Origin of the sequence: Allokutzneria multivorans (assembly GCF_039537405.1) — a bacterium.
In the GTDB taxonomy this organism is placed as follows: Bacteria; Actinomycetota; Actinomycetes; order Mycobacteriales; family Pseudonocardiaceae; genus Allokutzneria; species Allokutzneria multivorans.
The window spans coordinates 892,341-908,038 of record NZ_BAABAL010000019.1; the positions used below are offsets into that span (position 1 = coordinate 892,341).

General features: G+C 69.0%; 17 protein-coding genes and 1 tRNA gene. 5 read left to right on the forward strand and 13 right to left on the reverse strand.

The genetic code is table 11. From position 1 onward, the window contains the following. The first annotated feature begins 3 nt into the window (after window positions 1-3). Window positions 4-921: a phosphotransferase gene (locus ABD798_RS32235; RefSeq protein ID WP_344883416.1), complete on the forward strand. Its 918-nt coding sequence runs from the start codon at window positions 4-6 to the stop codon at window positions 919-921. On the opposite strand, the gene ABD798_RS32240 is transcribed toward ABD798_RS32235, so the two are convergent. The 6 genes from ABD798_RS32240 to ABD798_RS32265 form a co-directional block, all read right to left on the reverse strand. Continuing rightward, window positions 918-1,535, reverse strand: a complete 618-nt coding sequence (locus ABD798_RS32240; protein WP_344883419.1) for a DUF2867 domain-containing protein — start codon at window positions 1,533-1,535, stop codon at window positions 918-920. The genes ABD798_RS32235 and ABD798_RS32240 overlap by 4 nt on opposite strands. Further along, window positions 1,532-2,116, reverse strand: coding sequence for a molybdopterin-dependent oxidoreductase (locus ABD798_RS32245; RefSeq protein ID WP_344883422.1), 585 nt, complete (start codon window positions 2,114-2,116; stop codon window positions 1,532-1,534). The genes ABD798_RS32240 and ABD798_RS32245 overlap by 4 nt, the downstream gene beginning before the upstream one ends. Before the next feature lie 232 nt (window positions 2,117-2,348). Next, window positions 2,349-3,029: a hypothetical protein gene (locus ABD798_RS32250; RefSeq protein WP_344883426.1), complete on the reverse strand. Its 681-nt coding sequence runs from the start codon at window positions 3,027-3,029 to the stop codon at window positions 2,349-2,351. Window positions 3,030-3,215: 186 nt separating this feature from the next. Beyond that, the gene (locus ABD798_RS32255) at window positions 3,216-3,704 is read right to left on the reverse strand and encodes a hypothetical protein (protein WP_344883429.1); all 489 of its coding nucleotides are present in this window, start codon (window positions 3,702-3,704) and stop codon (window positions 3,216-3,218) included. A 56-nt stretch (window positions 3,705-3,760) separates the two neighbouring features. Further along, complete coding sequence (locus tag ABD798_RS32260; RefSeq protein WP_344883432.1) at window positions 3,761-4,645, reverse strand: SGNH/GDSL hydrolase family protein; 885 nt, start codon at window positions 4,643-4,645, stop codon at window positions 3,761-3,763. Between the two features lie 105 nt (window positions 4,646-4,750). Continuing rightward, window positions 4,751-5,374 (reverse strand): TetR/AcrR family transcriptional regulator, encoded by a 624-nt coding sequence (locus ABD798_RS32265; protein WP_344883435.1) that lies wholly within the window; start codon window positions 5,372-5,374, stop codon window positions 4,751-4,753. A gap of 63 nt (window positions 5,375-5,437) precedes the next feature. On the opposite strand from ABD798_RS32265, the gene ABD798_RS32270 reads away from it, so the two are divergent. Beyond that, window positions 5,438-5,737 carry a hypothetical protein gene (locus ABD798_RS32270; protein ID WP_344883438.1) on the forward strand — a complete coding sequence of 100 codons (300 nt, stop codon included), beginning with the start codon at window positions 5,438-5,440 and terminating at the stop codon, window positions 5,735-5,737. Here the strand turns inward: ABD798_RS32270 and ABD798_RS32275 are convergent. Continuing rightward, window positions 5,729-5,801, reverse strand: a tRNA-Ala gene (locus tag ABD798_RS32275). The genes ABD798_RS32270 and ABD798_RS32275 overlap by 9 nt on opposite strands. 132 nt (window positions 5,802-5,933) lie before the next feature. After that, on the reverse strand, window positions 5,934-6,695 hold the full coding sequence (locus ABD798_RS32280) for a DsbA family protein (protein WP_344883441.1): 762 nt from the start codon (window positions 6,693-6,695) through the stop codon (window positions 5,934-5,936). A 175-nt stretch (window positions 6,696-6,870) separates the two neighbouring features. Between ABD798_RS32280 and ABD798_RS32285 the strand changes: the two genes are divergently transcribed. Continuing rightward, on the forward strand, window positions 6,871-7,566 hold the full coding sequence (locus ABD798_RS32285; RefSeq protein ID WP_344883444.1) for a VIT1/CCC1 transporter family protein: 696 nt from the start codon (window positions 6,871-6,873) through the stop codon (window positions 7,564-7,566). On the opposite strand, the gene ABD798_RS32290 is transcribed toward ABD798_RS32285, so the two are convergent. Together ABD798_RS32290 and ABD798_RS32295 are read right to left on the reverse strand one after the other, a co-directional pair. Next, entirely contained in the window at window positions 7,563-8,888 is a 1,326-nt protein-coding gene (locus tag ABD798_RS32290; protein WP_344883447.1) for an MFS transporter, read from the reverse strand. The two genes, ABD798_RS32285 and ABD798_RS32290, sit on opposite strands and share 4 nt — an antisense overlap. An 84-nt stretch (window positions 8,889-8,972) precedes the next feature. Continuing rightward, complete coding sequence (locus tag ABD798_RS32295) at window positions 8,973-10,193, reverse strand: glycosyltransferase family 2 protein (protein WP_344883450.1); 1,221 nt, start codon at window positions 10,191-10,193, stop codon at window positions 8,973-8,975. A gap of 46 nt (window positions 10,194-10,239) precedes the next feature. On the opposite strand from ABD798_RS32295, the gene hrpB reads away from it, so the two are divergent. After that, window positions 10,240-12,642, forward strand: coding sequence for an ATP-dependent helicase HrpB (gene hrpB, locus ABD798_RS32300; RefSeq protein ID WP_344883718.1), 2,403 nt, complete (start codon window positions 10,240-10,242; stop codon window positions 12,640-12,642). 1 nt (window position 12,643) lies between these two features. Beyond that, entirely contained in the window at window positions 12,644-13,033 is a 390-nt protein-coding gene (locus ABD798_RS32305; protein ID WP_344883453.1) for a VOC family protein, read from the forward strand. A 6-nt stretch (window positions 13,034-13,039) separates the two neighbouring features. On the opposite strand, the gene ABD798_RS32310 is transcribed toward ABD798_RS32305, so the two are convergent. From ABD798_RS32310 to ABD798_RS32320, 3 genes are read right to left on the reverse strand one after another with little or no spacing between them, the layout of a single operon-like run. Then, on the reverse strand, window positions 13,040-14,197 hold the full coding sequence (locus tag ABD798_RS32310; RefSeq protein ID WP_344883456.1) for an NAD(P)/FAD-dependent oxidoreductase: 1,158 nt from the start codon (window positions 14,195-14,197) through the stop codon (window positions 13,040-13,042). Between the two features lie 5 nt (window positions 14,198-14,202). Next, window positions 14,203-14,400, reverse strand: coding sequence for a ferredoxin (locus ABD798_RS32315; RefSeq protein WP_344883459.1), 198 nt, complete (start codon window positions 14,398-14,400; stop codon window positions 14,203-14,205). Between the two features lie 36 nt (window positions 14,401-14,436). After that, the gene (locus ABD798_RS32320; protein WP_344883462.1) at window positions 14,437-15,633 is read right to left on the reverse strand and encodes a cytochrome P450; all 1,197 of its coding nucleotides are present in this window, start codon (window positions 15,631-15,633) and stop codon (window positions 14,437-14,439) included. Window positions 15,634-15,698 lie beyond the last annotated feature (65 nt).

Consider the following 15,698-nt stretch of genomic DNA (forward strand, 5'->3'; position numbering starts at 1 on the left):
CAGATGTCACCTCACGCGCGCACAGGAGAGCTTGCTCAGTGGTGTGTGGAGCATCTCGGCAGTCCGCCAGCCGAGGAGATTTTCAGGTCCGGGCACCTCTCCACCGTCGTGGGGCTCCGGCTGGCTGACGGCCGCGAGGTCGTGGTCAAGATTCGTCCGGCCTCGCCACGAATGGCGGCGTGCATCGAAATCCAACGCCGCATGTTCCTGGCCGGTTATCCGTGCCCTGAGCCGCTCACCGGCGCCGTTCCCTTCGGCGAGGACGTAGCCACTGCGGAGTCCCACGTCCCGGGCGGCACCGCGCTCCCGCGCGCGGACAACGCCGCCCGGGGCTTCGCGGAAGCGTTCGCGCGGCTGATCGAGCTGGCTCCGCGACCGGCCGAGGTGTCCACGCTCGACCCAGCGCCGTCGTGGGCGGACTGGAAGCACACCGAGGACGGTCTCTGGCCGCGTCCCGAAGACGCCGACACGGACCTCAACAACGTGGCCAGCCCGGAGTGGATCGACGACACCGGCCGCCGCGCCCGTGACCGGTTGCGCGCCAGCGACTCCGAAGCCGTGATCGGTCACTGCGACTGGCTCGCGGGCAACCTCCGCTGGAACGGCGACACGCTGCTGGTGGTGCACGACTGGGACAGCATGATCATGGACAGCGAAGCCGTCCTAGTCGGCTTCGCCGCAGCGCTCTATTCCACCGTCGATGTGGACCAGCTGGCCACCGTCGAGGACACTCAGCATTTCCTCGACGCGTACTGCCAAGCTCGTGGCCGGGAATTCAGCACCGACGAACGCGAGCGTTCATGGGCTGCCGGTGTGTGGACCAGGGCCTACGACGCCAAATACCAACACACGACCGGGCACACCATCACCTCGCTGTCCGAGCACGACGCCCGCGAGCGCCTCCGCCGAGCGTCCTGCTAGCGCGCACCGCGCCGTTCGGTCCAGATTCGTTCGAGGTACCGCATGAGCGCCGGGTAGACGATCGCGTAGCGAAACGGCTTGATGAGAGCCATGTACGCCTTGCCGACCGCGCCGCGCGGCTTGACGTAGACCGTCATCTGGGCTTGATACCGGCCGTCACCTTGATCAACCCAGCCCAGGTGCATCACGCCGTACATCGTCCGGTTCGACATCTCTTCGGCGAACTCGAAATCGGAGACGTACAGCCCGCGAAACGGCTTGTCCTTGAGATGCGAGTCCGTCGCGGTGTTGCGGAGTTCCTCCGGCACTCGGCCGATCAACGACAGCTCGTCCGTTCCGGGGACAGGAGGCCAGGTTCCGGAATCCTCCGCCGACGTCGAGATGCGCCCCAGTCCGAACACGCTGCCGAGCAGGTCCCGGATTTTCCACAACAAGCGCGCTGGCAGCGATGCCGATCCGGGAAAGTCGATTGAGTGCATGAGGTCGATGACGGTTTCAAAGTCGTCGCGCCCGCCCGTGATGGGAAGGGCCCAGACGTCCTCGGTGTCGAAGTCGTGGACGACGTCGGTGATGATCCATCGCTGGGTTTTCAGCACGTTGTTGGGGACCCTCATGCGCCTTGCGCTCCTTTCGAGCTGAGATAGCGGATCGGCCGGATGAGGGCGCGGTAGAAAGGCCGAACCAGTCGGCCGGCGACGCGGGCGTGACGCTCCTCGTGCCACACGCGAGCCCGCGAATGCCCCTCGATCATCCGGTCGAGAAAGCCGGTACCGAGACGGTGCGTCGGCAGTGCGGAGCACACTTCGACGACGCAGAGGTGCTTGGTGCTCATGTAGCCGTACTGCTTCGGCGAGACCAGCCGTATCGGAGCCCCGTGGTCACCGCCGAGAGGTTGTCCGTTCAGCTGGTCAGCGAGAAGGACGTCGTCAGCGAGGGCGTCCCGCAACTCGACCACGGACGCCACCCCGTCCAGCCCTTCGAACGCCAGGTGGGTGACGGTGGTCCCGGACTCCAGTTCGGGTTCGACGAACACGCGGTAGAAGTCCGCGAACCGCACACCTGACCACCGCAGGCCGGTCGCGGTCCAGCCAGCAACGCAGTGAAAGTCGGCAACCACGTCGCGCCGCGGCAGCGCGGACAGGTCCGCCAGCCGCACCTCCGAGCGCTTGCGCACCGCGCCGCTCACAGCGATCACGGGATCGTCCGGCACCTGAGGCGGAGGCCGATGCAGGTGCGTTCCGAAACGCGGGAATCCGTCGACGCGACGCTGCCCAGGAGGAAGCCGCGTATCGCTGAGTGGCATGCACTCAGGCTGTGCCCGGAACCGACGCGAATCCTCGCCTGAAGGTCGTCACCCGCTCCACCGAAGTGATGAGTTCGACTTCCTCGTGCTGCACGTCGGCGCGGCGCAAGGGCACGGGCTGAGATCAGGGTGCCTTGCCCGGCACCATCACCGACTCTCCACCCCAGGCCCGCCACCTGGCCGCACCGGCCTGGGCGTCCCGCTGAGATGCAGCGGACAACCGCGCGTCTCGTCTCTCAAGCGCGTCCCACCACCTCCGCGCGTCTGCCACGAACGTCTCCAGCGGCACAAGCTGCGAGTCAGCTCGCTCAACACGAAGCGCGTCGAAATTGATCACGCCTTGCAAGCAGTAACGTTCCCGGCCGTCACCGGAACCGGGTCGGCCGCATTCCGTGAACCAGTGGAACGTGTGCGCGGCAACCTGTCGCCCGGTGCGCTTGCCGAGGCTCGGCGTCACGTTCCAGTCGTCTCCCACGTCGTCAACGTCGACGAAGGACCAGCCGTACATCGCCTCCGCCTGCTCGAGGCTGGCGAAGAACGCCTCCAGCGCGTCCATCGATTCGAGCGGCTGGACCGGCCCGAGTGCGTCGGGAAGATCCGCGCGGAGGATGACCTCGACGGAGGAAACCCCGGAGAACACGACAACCCTGCGCGGATCGCGATCGATAGGACCGACTTCGGGAAGTGCCAGAACCTCGACCAGCAGGCGAGCCTCGGCCGCCGATTCGTCGAAGAACAGCCCGCACACCGTCGACTCGTTGAACGCGAGGTCCACCTGGTCGACCAGCTGCCGGTTCCACTCCATGCACCACAGGATGCCCCAAGACCCGCGATCAGCCGACCGATATCCAGCAGGAGAACCCTGCTGCCCATCGGCAGAAATTTCCCGAACCGGGCCCGAAAGGGCAGTCCACGACGGGCAAACAGAAACCGGGTGACCTGCCGTTGAGCAGATCACCCGGTTTCTTTCTCCGCAGTGGCCAGTGAGGGTCTAAGCCTTGACCACCTTGTACACCTCTTGCGAGTCGTCCCAGCGGCTGACTGACTTGACGCCGATCAGCCAGGCCCCGGTCGGCCCCTCCGACTTGGCCCTCGGGGACACAACAAGGTCAAAAGCCTTTCCCTGGCGGGAAGAGTGCTTCTTGTCCTTCTTGTTCCGGCACTTCCCCGGGTAATCGTCGCCGTGGTAGTAGCCACACGCTTGCGCCCACACGTAAGCGCCCTTGGAGTCGTTCAGGTCCGGGTCGTACAGCTTCCCGGACACGTGGAACTTCCCGTCGGAGCAGCCCCATTTCATGGTGCCCTTGGCACGGGCACGGACGTTCCCGCCAGAGTCTTCCTTTGATCTCAGGTCGAACTCGCTGCTGTGCTTGCACTTCACCACGGCCGGGGCGGCAACAGCGCTGGTGCTGGCACCGGCCAGTGACAGCACCACGGAGGCCGTGGTCACCAGGGCGATCCGGCGCGTCGTCTCAGTCACGGCACTACCCTTCCGTCCGACATTGTGAGGGGGTCCTTCGACTCTGCCCGGATCCGCTAGCGCAGCTGCGCGGCGACGAGCCCGGCGAGCGCGCCCTGCCCGGCCTTGTTCAGGTGCAGCACGGCTTCCTGACCTTCCTGGCCGGGAGCCAGCGCGTCGAAGCCGCGGTAGTACGGCGCACCCGCCTCGCACTGCGAGTGCCCGGCGAACTCCTTGCCGAGCTTCACCGAGTCGACGTACGGGCTGACGAACACCGCACCGGCCGCCTTGGCGGTGGTCCGCAGCGTCAGGTCGAGCGCGCTGACGACCTTGCTGCCCTCGGCGCGCTCCTCGGCGGAGAACACGGTGGGCGCGCAGATCGGATCGATCGCGGTGAGCGCGTTGGCGCCGTTGGTGAGCTGACGGCCGTAGCCGACGACGACGACCTTGGCCTTGGGGCTCTTGGCCTTGATCTCGCCGAGCAGTCCGAGCAGCTTCTTGCTCATGGCGGGCAGCTGGTCGGTGACCGTCTTGCCCGCCTTGGAGCAGTCGCCCTGCATGCACAGGCCGCCGAACTCCACATAGCCGACGTCGTTGGCGCCCAACGTCAGCAGCACCGCGTTCGTGTCCGGCTTCAGCGCGTCCAGCTGGGCGGGCTCACCCTTGAACGGCTTGCGCAGGTCGTCGATGCTCGCTCCGCTGCACGCGGCGCTGCGGTACTCCACGGCGCGACCGGCGGAGCGCAGCGTCGCGGCGGCGACCTCGGAGTAGGAGTTGGAACTGCGCCAGCAGGTGCCGTGGGTGCCGCGGTGGTAGTTACCGGCCCCGGTTCCCGATGCGGTCGAGTCACCCAGCACCACCATGTTCACCGGCTTGGCCGGTGCTGCCGAGGCGGCCACGGCGAGCCCGCAGACGATGAACGTGGCGGCCACGACCGCGATGGGAAGGATGTGCTTTCTCAACTTCTTCTCCATTACCGGGCACAGGGTGCGAGCGGTTCTCGCTCACACCGCGAGGGATGTCTGGTTCGTCCGTGAGTCGTCACAGCACGCCGCGCTCGACTGCCATCACTGTTTGACCGGAGGTTCGAAAGGCTGGTGATGGTGGCCATCGGGCCGGTATCCGAGCTGGTGGAGCACGGCGCGCAGGAACTTCTCGGCTTCCGCGGCCGTGCAGGAGTCCGCATGGATGGCCAGGTGCTGCCAGCCCGCGCCGATGATCAGGTTCAGCACCACATCCGGGACGGTGTCCGCGGGGAACTGGCCGCGGTCGCGGGCCCGTTCGAGCACGCTGCGGCGAACCTGGGCGCGCTGCTGGCCGAACAGTCGCTGGTACGCGTGAACGAGTTCGGGATAGTCCTCGATCGCCCCGTAAAGGCGGCGCAGGAGTCGCCGCTGGCGCGGGTCGGACAGGACGGTCACCCAGCCGGTGAGCATGTGCTCGACATCGTCGATCTCCGGCGTTGGCAGGGGTTCGGCGTAGGCCGCCTCGATCGTGGCGACCAGGAGCCGGATCTTGTCCGGATAACGCCGGTAGACGGTGGCCCGGGTGACTCCGGCACGCCGCGCCACCTGCTCGACGCTGGTCGCCTCCGCGCCGCGCTCGATGAACAGGTCGAGCGCGGCGTCCAGGATGGCGACATCGGCTTCCCTGCTCCGCGGCCGGCCAGCAGCGCGATCGTCGGTACCCATGCCACCTACAATACAGCACAGCTCTGTATTGCAATATGGCGGCGGGGATGGCCAGCACCCGATGTGAACCACTTCTTCGGCCGTGCCCCCGACGTCTTCGGCGAGAAGCTCGGCGGGAAACAGGTCGCGGAAGGCGAGCGCGAGCAAACGGCGAAGAAGGGCGACTCCGTGTACGTGGGCGCCGAGTTCGTCTCCGACGACCGTGGCTCCAAGGACCTCCACCGCACCGCCAAGCCAAGCCCGTCAAGGCATGAGCCGACCCGGCGCACGATCGTCTACATAGGACAGTCCACAGAGGACACAAAGAAACCGGGTGACCCGCCTGAGCGGATCACCCGGTTTCACTCTCCAAAGTGGAGCTGAGGGGATTCGAACCCCTGACCCCCACACTGCCAGTGTGGTGCGCTACCAACTGCGCTACAGCCCCGTGAGGAGGATCTTTCGCTCGCTTCCGATCTCTCGTTCGCGTGCTTGCACACCATATACGACGGCTCCGCGAACCACGAAATCGGGGGGTCCAAGATCCTCCCGCAGGCAAGTGACCTGCATGGCTTTCGGCTCAGCCGGCGGAGCCGATGAGCTGGTCGAGCCACCCGCCGCCTGCGATGTCCACGCGCTTGCCGCTCATGGCGACGGTGGGGGTGCCGTGGGTGCCCTGCGAGCCCACGAGCGCCTGGTTGTCGGTGAACGCCTTCAGCTCGGCCTCGCCCTGGGGGACGTAGCGCTTGGAGCGCACGCACTGCTCGAAGTCGGGGCCGGTGCCGACGGCGGTGCCGAGCTCGATGAGGCGGTTGTCGTCGTAGCCCTTGCCGCGCTCAGCAGGCTGCTTGCCGAAGAGGCTGGCGAAGTAGGTGGGGAACTTGCCGCTGTCGGCCGAGCAGAGCGCGGCGTTGGCGGCGTCGGCGGAGTAGCCGGCGGGGTTGGACATGGAGTTCAGGAACGGCATCAGGTGGTAGCGGACCTTGAGCTGGCCTGCGCTGACCTTGTCGTTGATCTTCTCGCCGTAGAGCTTCTCGAACTGGCCGCAGGCCGGGCAGAGGAAGTCGGCGTAGACGTCGATGGTGGTCTTGGCGGTGTCCTTGCCCGCGACGACCGTGCCTTCCTGGCGCTGCACCGGGTAGTCGGACTTCGCGTCCACGACGGGGATGGCCCCGGCCGCCTGGTTCGTCAGGAGCACGCCGCCGATCACACCGACCGCGAGCAGCACGACGAAGACAACGCCGATGATGACCTTGTTCCGGTCACTGCTCGTTCCACGCGCCGCCGCGACCGCACTGGCCTGCTTCTTCTTGTTGCGCGCGTTCCGCTGGGCTCCGCCCACGTCGGCATCCTCCCCAAAATCGTTCTCCGGTCGAGCCGGATTCTGCTGAGCGCACCCGCTCGCCGGACAGCCAACACGGCACGGGGTGACACCACCGTGTGGCGAGGGTACTGCGAGGGGCGTCGGAGCAGGCCAAGGCTGTCCTCATCTGTGAAGGAGGACCTACGGTCGGCTCATGGACGAGATCGGGCACACGCACGCGGACGTGTCCGGGGGCTGGCTGCGGCCCGCGGTGTTCGGCGCGATGGACGGCCTGGTGACCAACATCGCGCTGGTCGCCGGGGTCGGCGGGGGTGGGGCGAGCAGCACGGTGATCGTGCTCTCGGGGATGGCGGGCCTGGTGGCGGGCGCGTTCTCGATGGCGTTGGGCGAGTACGCCTCGGTGGAGACGCAGAACAACGCGATCAGTGCCGAGGTGGCGACGGAGCGCCGTGAGCTGCGCACGAACCCCCGCGCCGAGCAGGCGGAGCTGGTGGACATGTACGTGGAGATGGGCCTCAGCCGCGAGACGGCCGAGAAGGCCGCGGCGGAGGTGCACGCCAACCCCGAACTCGCGGTCCGCGTGCACATCACCCAGGAGCTGGGCGTCGACCCGCAGGAGCAGCCGTCGCCGGTGGTGGCCGGGGTCTCTTCGTTCCTGTGCTTCGCGGTCGGAGCCCTGTTCCCGCTGGTCCCGTTCCTGCTCGGCTCCGAATCGCTGCTGCTCGGCCTCCTCGTCGGAGCCGTGGGCCTGTTCGCCGCGGGAGCCCTGGTTTCCCGCTTCACCACGCGGTCCTGGTGGTACAACGGCCTGCGCCAGCTGCTGTTCGGCGCGATCGCGGCCGGAGCCACCTACGTGGTCGGCACGCTGATCGGCGTGGGAGTCAGCTAGGGCTGGGGCTGCTGCGGCTTGCCCGCGACGCGCTCCCCGATCGGCAGCTCAGGGCCTTCGTCGATGCAGGCGCTCTCCGCAGCGACGTCGGAGGCGGTGTGCTCGCCGGGCCGCTTCGGCAGCGTCTCGGGAGCCATCAGCCACGGCACGAGCGCAAGCAGCATCGTGAAGCCGGTGACCGCGAAAGCCGTCTCGAAGGACAGGTTCTCCGCCATCAGGCCACCGAGCAGCGGCCCGAGGATCGTGCCCACGTCGGCCGCCATCTGGAAGCCCGCGAGCACCGGACCGCCGCGCTTCTCGTTGCCGACCACGTCGGCGACCGCGGCGCCCTGAGCAGGGGTGAGCAGACCGGCACCGAAGCCCGCGACAACCGATGCGACCAGGAACGCCGGGATCGAGTCGGTGAAGCCGAGCCAGATCATCGACGCGCCCGCGAGCACCAACCCGGCGACGGCGAGCGGTTTGCGGCCCTTGGTGTCGGCGAGCTTGCCGGAGAAGAGCAGGACGAGCGCGTTGCCCCCGGCGAAGACCGACAGCGAGATGCCCGCCCACGCCTCGTTCTCGCGCAGCGCCTGCGTGACGAACAGCGGGATCAGCGCCATGCGGACGCCGTAGACGGTCCAGCCGGTCGCGAAGTTGGAGGCGAGCGAGGCGCGGTAGGCGCCGTGGCCGAACGCCTCGCGCACGGTGAACAGCGGACGGGCGTCATCGCGGTCAGCCGAGGCCAGCGACGAGTTGCGCAGGAAGAACCAGGCGACGAAGGCCGCGATCATCAGTGCGACCGCGTAGGTGAGGAACGGCAGCTTCATCGAGATGCCGACCAGGCCGCCGCCCACGATCGGCCCGGCGATGTTGCCGAGCAGGAAGCCCGTCGCCCACACCCCCGATGCCCGGCCGCGCAGGTGCGGCGGGCTGAGCCGGATCAGCAGGGCGACCGCGGAGACGGTGAACATCGTGGAGCCCGTACCGCCGAGCGCACGCAGGACCAGCAGCTGCCAGTAGTCACCGGCGAAGGCGCACGCGCCGGTGGAGACCGCCACGATGAGCAGTCCCCAGACGTAGATCGGGCGCTCACCGAACTTGGCCACCAGCTTGCCGCTAGCGGGGGCGAACGCCAGCCGCGTGAAGGCGAAGGCGCTGATCACGATCGAGGAGGCGGTGACGCCGACGTCGAAGCTCGCCGCGAAACCGGGCAGGGCGGGCGCGACGATGCCGAACCCGATCGCGATCACGAAGCTCGCCGCGACCAGCACCCACACCTCGTTGGGGAGGCGGTCGGGGAGCTTCTCCGTCGTCGGTGCGGGATCGGCGGACGTGCTCACCCTTGCGCCTCCTACTGCTCTCGTTAGCAGAGCTAAGGTTAGGCCATCACGCAAACGTTTTGTGACTCGTTCGGTATTCGCCCGTCACAAGTTCGTGTGACGTCTACCAACACGCAGCAGCGGTTCTCCGCCCTTCGCCACCACGGGGCGACCGCGCCAGGTGGTGGATTTGCCCATGGTCACGCGAACGGCATCGCCGAGCAGCGCAGCGAACGCGACACCAGCCAGTGGGCCGACCACACCGGTCGCAGCAGGCTGGTTGAGCGTGCGCGCGACGGCACCGTGGCTGACCGCCTGAGCGCCCCACGCGACCGCGCCCATGGCGATCAGGCGTTTGTTCCGGCGGCGGAGCCCCTTCGTCAGCGCGAGCACGGGAACGATGCTGAACAGCCCCTGCGAAGCTGCTCCGGCACCGAGCACGCGCACATCGCCGTTGTTGCCCGCGACGAAGCTCTTCCGCAGCGACCGCCACATCACGCCGAAGCCGTCGAAGCCGGAGTTGCCGAAAAGGCCCTGGCTGTCCACGCACAGCGTCCGCGCGCCCTGATCGCGCAGCAGCGTCGCCATCGCGACGTCCTCCCCGCGCGAGCCCGCGACGGCGGGCCAGCCGCCGATCTGCTCATAGGCGTCGCGGCGGAACAGCATGCAGTGCCCATAAGCGAGCGCGAGCAGCCCACGGCCGTCAGGACCTGCGCTCTCCAAGATCATCGCGACGGCCGAGGGCATGACGGTCCAGTGCTCCAGCCGCGTCCGGTCGGTCACGCCGGGCGTGGAGACCAGGTCGGCTTCACGGGCGAGCGCCGTGGTGAGCAGCCGCCCGATCAGCTCCGGGTGGGCCGTGGTGTCGGCGTCGAAGAACAGCAGCCAGTCGGTCGGCCCCGAGGCGTCCGGCCAGTCCGGCGCGGAGTCGGCCGCGATCACGCCGACGTGCATGGCGTGCACCTTGCCCGCCCAGCCGTCCGGCGGGCCGTCGCTCTCGACCACGCGGACCCTGGGGTCCTCCTCGGCGTGCCGGTCGACGATGGCGGCGGTGTCGTCGGTGGAGCCGTCGTCGACCACCAGGATGCGCAGCGCCGTGTGCGTCTGAGCGCGCAGCGCGGTCAGGCACGCGTCGATGGTCGCCGCCTCGTCCCTGGCGGGGACGATCACCGAGACGGTGGGCTGCTCGCGCAGCGGCTCGGCGGCGATCGGCCGCTGTCGACGCAGGTTGACCAGGGTGTACGCCGTGCGCAGGACCGAGGCGGCGGCGACGAAGGTCGCCGCGCGGCGCAGAGGGCGGCCGGACTCGCGGGTGGAACGAGGCATGCTCGAAGTCTGCCTGGCAGGCTCCCCGTTTGTGGTCGCAATCGCAATGAATTGGCACGCGCTGCCCGATCTGCCCGTTCGCGCGGTCCTCGGCGAGGTCGTCGGACTGCTGGCCGAGCACGGAGCAGCGGTGCTGGTCGCGCCGCCGGGCACCGGCAAGACCACGCTGGTCCCGCTCGCTCTGGCATCGGAGAACACCCGGGTGGTCGTCGCCGAGCCCAGGCGGCTCGCGGCGAGGGCGGCAGCGGCGCGGATGGCGGCGCTGCTCGGGGAGCGGGTCGGCGAGACCGTCGGCTACTCCGTGCGCGGCGACCGCAAGGTCTCCGCCGCGACGCGGATCGAGGTCGTCACCTCCGGCCTGCTGGTCAGGCGGTTGCAGGCGGACCCGGAGCTGGCCGGGGTCGGCACGGTGGTGCTCGACGAGATCCACGAGCGGCACCTCGACGCCGACCTCCTGCTGACGTTGCTCGTGGATGCCCGAGCCGGACTGCGCGAGGACCTCCGGCTGCTCGCGACCTCGGCGACCGTCGCGGCCGAGGAGGTCTCCGCGCTCCTCGGCGCCGCCCCCGTGCTGCGCGTGCCCTCGGTGACCTTCCCCGTCGAGACCCGCTACGTGGCGCCCGCCAACAGCGAACGGATCGAGGGCACGGTCTCGCGCGCGGTCCACGCGGCGCTGGCGGACTGCGACGGCGACGTATTGGTGTTCCTGCCTGGCGCAGCGGAGATCCGGCGCGTCGCGAGCGCGCTCAGCGGCCTCTCCGACGTCGTTGTGCGCCCGCTGCACGGCCGCCTTCCCGCAGCGGAGCAGGACGCGGCGCTGCGGCAAGGCGACCAGCGCAGAGTGATCCTGTCCACGGCCGTCGCGGAGTCGAGCCTCACGGTCCCCGGTGTCAGGGTGGTCGTCGACTCCGGCCTGTCACGAGTGTCCAAAGTGGACCACAGGCGCGGAATGGCAGGACTGGCAACGGTTCGCGTCTCCGCATCGGTCGCGGAACAACGCGCGGGCCGAGCCGGACGAGAGGCCCCGGGCGTGGTCTACCGGTGCTGGCCGGAGCACGAGCACAGCACGCTGCCGCGCCAACCGGAGCCGGAGATCCGCACGGTCGACCTCACCCGGCTGGCCCTGGAGCTCGCGAGCTGGGGCACTCCGGACGGCTCGGCGCTCTCGTGGTGGGACGCTCCCCCAACAGGCGCGCTGAACGCGGGACGCGAAGTGCTGCATGCTTTGGGAGCACTGGACGAACGCGGCGAACTGACCGAGCGTGGTCGCGGCTTGGCAGACGTCGGGCTGCACCCCCGGCTCGCCCGCGCGCTCGTCGACGGAGCGGAACTGGTCGGTCCCCGAGCAGCCGCCGAAGTCGTGGTGCTCCTCGACGACGACACGCTCGCGTCCGATGTGGACATCAAGACTTCCTTGCAGCGCTTGAGGTCTGGCACACCCGCGACTCAACGGTGGCGGCGCGAGGCCGATCGCCTGCGCGCGCAGGTCAGCGGCAAGGAGCGCACTCCCGATCCCGCGCTCGTCGTGGCGCTCGCGCATCCCGAACGCCTGGCGAAGCGTCGACCCGGCGGGGGCCCGGTGTACCTGATGGCGAGCGGCACAGCGGTGGAGCTGCCGTCCGGAAGCGCCCTCAGCGACGCGGAATGGCTGGCCGTCGCCGTCGCCGACCGGGAACCCGGCAAGCGGCACGGACGCATTCGCCTGGCGGCCGTGGCCGACGAAGCACTGGCGGTCGAAGCGGGCAAGACCCTCCTGGCCGAAGCCGACGAGGTGAGCTGGCAGGACGGCGACGTCGTAGCACGCCGAGTCCGCAAGCTCGGAGCCATTGTGCTGCACGAAAAACCACTGTCCACTCCGAACAGAACGGCACTGCACGACGCGCTGCTGGAAGGACTCCGCAAGGAGGGAACCGGCCTGCTCAAGTGGCCGGAGGACGCGCAACGGCTCCGCCAACGCCTGGCATTCCTCAACGAGGCCATCGGAGGCGAGTGGCCGAAGGTGGACGAGGAGAGCCTTCTGTCCACAGTAGACAGTTGGCTCGACCTGTCGAAGGCGAGACGGCGCGCCGACCTCGCGAAGATCGACGCCGGGCAAGCTCTGCGCCGGTTGCTGCCGTGGTCCCTCGCGAGCAAGCTCGACGAGTTCGCGCCGGAGCGCATCGCCTTGCCCAACGGCACCAAGGTAAAAGTGGACTACTCCAACGCGGAGCCGGTGCTCCCGGTGAAGGTGCAGCACGCGTTCGGCTGGACGGACACGCCCAGGATCGCGGGTGGGAAGGTGACCGTGCTGCTGCACCTGCTCTCCCCCGCCGGGCGGCCCACGGCGGTCACGCGAGACCTGGCTTCGTTCTGGCGCAACGGTTATCCGCTGGTGCGAGCCGAACTCCGGGGCCGCTATCCCAAGCACCGCTGGCCGGAAGATCCACTCAACGAAGAGAAGAGGCCCTGACATGGCGAGCAAGTTCACCGAGCTGGCGATCGACTGCGCCGACCACCACGCCCTCGCCCGGTTCTGGTGCGCGGTACTGGACTACGAGGTGCGCGACGAGGACGACGAGATCGTCACCATCGGTTCACCCGCGGTCCCCGAAGGCAGAGACCGCCCCGGGCCGGTGCCGCCGACGCTGACGTTCGCGCGCGTGCCCGAAGGCAAGACCATCAAGAACCGTCTGCACATCGACGTGAACGCGACCGATCGGGAGCAGGCCGAAGAAGTGCAACGCCTGCTCGACCTGGGCGCGCGTCACGCCGACGTCGGCCAGACCGGCGAAGAGAGCTGGGTGACGCTCGCCGATCCCGAGGGCAACGAGTTCTGCGTCCTCTCAACTCGTTGCCCCTGAACGGTTTCAGCCAGCCATCGCCTTCATCAGCTCCTGCCGGAAGGGACGCAGGCCGCGCACCGAGTTCCACCCGAGCACGCCGGTCAGCTCCCCGCCGCGCCGGTAGGTCGCGATGAACGAGCCGTCCGCCGGTGTGCCCTCCACGACCTCCAGGTCGTCGCCGGGCAGCGGCCAGCCGAACATCTGGAGCTTGGTGTCGTACTGATCTGACCAGAAGTACGGCAGCGGCCGGTATTCCTGTTGTGCACCAAGGAGGTTCACCGCCACCGACATCGCTTGCTCAGTGGCGTTGGTGCGGTGCTCAAGGCGAATCCGGCCGAGCACGGGGTGCTCCCACGAAGCCACGTCGCCCACCGCGTACACCCCGGGCGCCGCCGAGCAGCGCGCGTCGCACAGCACACCCGTCGAGTCCACGGGAATGCCGCTGCCCTCAAGCCAATCGGTGACGGCGGTGGAGCCGATGCCGACCAGCATCGCGTCGGCCGCAACCTCGGTGCCGTCGGTGAGCACCACGCCGGTGACGCGGCCCGCCTCCGACCGCACCGAGGCGACGCCGACCCCGAAACGCAGGTGGACACCGTTCTCCCCGTGCATGTTCGCGACCAGTTCGCCCAGTTCGGGCCCGATCTGGCGGCTCATCGGCACGGGAAGCGGATCGACCAGGGTCACGTCGAGGCCGAGCTTGCGCGCGGTCGCGGCGACCTCGCAGCCGATCAGCCCGGCGCCGACCACGACCAGCCGAGGACCCGCGAGCAGCTCGACGCGCAGCGACAACGCGTCGTCGAGGGTCCGCAGCACGTGCACCCCGCCGACGCCCTCGACACCGGGCAGCGTTCGCGGCACCACTCCGGTGGCGATCACCAGCCCGTCGAAGTCGAGCCGGTCGCCGCCGTCGAGCAACACCTGCCGACCGGACACACCGGTGGCCCGGGTGGCCAGGCGCAGGTCGAGCCGCAGGTCAGCGAGCTTCTCATCGGTGCGCAGCTGAACGCGCTCCGGCTCCCACGCCCCCGCGAGGACCTGCTTGGACAGCGGTGGCCGGTCGTACGGGAGGTGCGCCTCCGCGCCGACCAGCACCAGCTCACCGTCGTAACCGCGCCTGCGCAGCGCTTCGGCGGTGCCGAGACCCGCCGCCGAAGCGCCGACGACAACGATCCTGCGCACGGCCGTCACTGCTCCAGGACGGTGATCGCGGCGGCGGGGCAGCGCTCGGCGGCCTCCTCGACGGCGTCGCGCAGCTCATCTCCCGGCTCCTCCTCCAGCAGGACGACGATGCCGTCGCTCTCCCGCTGGTCGAAGACCTCCGGCGCGGAGAGCACGCACGATCCGGCACCGCAGCACTTGTCCTGGTCGATCTCGACTCGCATCACACGCTCCTCGTCCGTCCCTACCCGTTCCATCCTCTACCAAGCGACGGGCAGGCTGTGCACGCCATAAATCAACATGTCGTGCTTGTAGGGAATCTCCTCGCCTTCGGGTAGCTCGACCCGCAGACCGGGAAACCGGCGGAACAGCGCGGCGAGCGCGATCTGCAGCTCGACCCTGGCCAGCTGCTGGCCGAGGCACTGGTGCGGGCCGAAGCCGAAGGACAGGTGCGAGACGCGCTTGCGGTCGGCGTCGAGCTCGTCGGGCTCGGGGTAGACGCCGGGGTCGCGGTTGCCCGCGGCCAGCGAGGCGATCACCCACTCGCCCTCGCGGATCACCTCACCGCCGACCTCGATGTCCTCGGTGGCCAGGCGGCGAACGCCGTGCTGGACGATCGTGAGCAGCCGCAACGCCTCCTCGACGTAGGCGTCCACCTTGCCGGGGTCGGCGCGCAGGGCCTCGATCTTCTCCGGCTGGCGCAGCAGCGCGACCGTGGTCAGCGCGATCATGTTCGCCGTGGTCTCGTGCCCGGCGACGAGCAGCAGCATGCCGATCGAGGCCAGTTCGAGGTCGCTGAACGGCTGCTCCATCTCGGCCGAGCGCTCGATCAGCCTGGTCATCAGCGCCGCGTCGGGCTCGCGCCGCTTGAGGTGCACCAGTTCCAGCATGAAGTCACGCAGCTGGTTCGCCGCGCGCATCCGGTCCTCCGGTGCCAGTTCCCTGGTCAGCAGCAGCTTGCTGTCGCTCTGGAACCGGTCGTGGTCGGTGTAGGGCACGCCGAGCAGCTGGCAGATCACCAGAGAGGGGATCGGCAACGCGAAGTGCTCGACCAGGTCGGCGCCCTTGCCCGCCTTCTCCAGCTGGTCGAGCTGGTCCTCGACGAGCTGGCGGATGCCCGGTTCGAGCAGCCGGATCTGCCGGACGGTGAACTCGCCGGTCAGCGCGCGGCGGAAGCGGGTGTGCTCGGGCGGGTCGAGCCGGATGAACGGCTTGACGAAGTCCTCCTCCTCCCGCAGGCCCTTGAGCTCCGGCGCGACGAAGTCGGAGGAGAAGCGCGGGTCGCCGAGCACGGCCCGGACGTCGGCGTAGCGGGTGACCAGCCAGGTCTGCAGGCCGATGAGGTCGAGGACCTTGGTGACCGGCGCCTCGGCGAGCAGCTGCGCGTACCCGGGCGGCGGCATCAACGGGTCGACGCGCTCGACGGGCATCGCCTGGTGGGAGACGGGACAGCTCACGATGGACCCCCTCTTCTCGTGGTGTTCCCCCAGAACACCAGTGCGGGCTGACGCGAACCCGCACG